The organism is Microbacterium sp. MPR-TSA4 (genome assembly GCF_058792815.1).
This window is the reverse complement of sequence record NZ_JBXAFF010000007.1, coordinates 1-1515: the sequence shown is the minus strand read 5'-3', so window position 1 is coordinate 1515 and position 1515 is coordinate 1. Positions and strand designations below refer to the sequence as shown.

Here is a 1515-nt window from a genome sequence, read left to right as displayed (position 1 = left end):
TCGACGTCGACGTGCTGCTCATCCTCGTCGAGCGGCAGGGCGATCTCCTCGACCTCGTCGATCTCGATCACCTCGAGGTCCGCGTCCACGGCGCCGAGAGCCTCGGCGGCGACGTCGGCACGACGCTGCCACTGCTGGGCCTCGTCGAGACGACCGAGCTCCTCCAGCACCGCCGCTCGCGCAGCGAAGAGGCCCGGACTCCACGTGAACGCACGATCCGGGTCGAGCTCCGGGATGTCGAGCTCCTGCAGCGCTCGCTCGGTCTCGCCGAGATCGAGCCGGGCGCCCGACATCGCGATCGCGAGCTCGACGCGCGCCTCGGTGGTGAGCGCAGACCGGTCGACCGCGCGTCCCACTTCGAGAGCACGGTCAGCGCGACCGACGCCCCGCTCGCTGTCGACGAGCAGAGCGATCTGGTCGTCACGACCGGAGATACGGCGGTAGGTGCGCAGCTCCCGCACCGCGAGGGCGAAGTCGCCGAGCGCGTAGGCCGTGATCGCCACGGTCTCCCGGACGATCGCGATGCGGCCCGCGCTGCGGGAGGCGGCGAGAGCGTGCTCGTGCGCCAGCGCGGGGTCGTCGTCGATCAGACGCGCGGCCATCGCCAGGTGACGGGCGACCTGCTCGGCGTTCTCCTTCGAGAGGGTCTTGAGCTCGTTGCGAGCCGATGTCGGCAGATCCTGAGGGGTGACGTCGTCGGGCAGCTGCGGACCGACGGGGCCGGTGCGGCGCTCCGACCCCTGCGGCGGACGCGACGTCCGCTCGCCGTCGCGCTTCGCGTAGGGCTTGCGCTCACCGTCGCGCGAGGCGTAAGGCTTACGCTCCCCATCGCGGGACGCATACGGCTTACGGTCACCGTCGCGCTTCGGGTACGGCTTGCGCTCCCCGTCGCGCGAGGCATACGGCTTCCGCTCACCATCGCGCTTCGGGTACGGCTTGCGGTCACCATCGCGCGACGCGTAGGACTTGCGCTCACCGTCGCGCGACGCGTAGGGCTTGCGCTCCCCATCACGGGGCGCATACGGCTTCCGCTCACCGTCGCGCTTCGGGTAGGGCTTGCGCTCACCGTCGCGCGAGGCGTGCGGCTTCCGCTCACCGTCGCGCGGCGCATACGGCTTACGCTCCCCATCGCGCGAGGCGTACGGCTTACGCTCACCGTCACGTGACGCGTACGGCTTACGCTCCCCATCACGGGACGCGTACGGCTTACGCTCCCCATCACGGGACGCGTACGGCTTCCGGTCACTGTCGCGCTTCGCGTACGGCTTCCGCTCCCCATCACGCGAGGCATATGGCTTGCGCTCGCCCTCCCGCGGTGGGCGCGAAGAAGAGGGACGCTGCCCTCCGCGCTGCGGGTCCGAGTTCCTCCCACGGCGCTCGGCGTTCGCATCCTTGTTGTCGGGATCGCGCTCCTGTGCCATCGAAGGGGTTCCTCTCGGTCTGTTAACGGGAAATGGCCACCCAGCGTTGGGTGGCCATTTCCTGAAATGAAGTCCGGCGGTGTCCTACTCTCCC

Annotated in this window: 1 protein-coding gene; it reads right to left on the bottom strand. The window is 70.0% G+C overall.

Going from position 1 to position 1515, the window contains the following annotated elements:
- On the bottom strand, positions 1–1421 hold a 1421-nt coding region (locus tag AC1Q49_RS05350), incomplete at its 3' end, for a primosomal protein (protein ID WP_492491149.1).
- Positions 1422–1515: the final 94 nt, after the last annotated feature.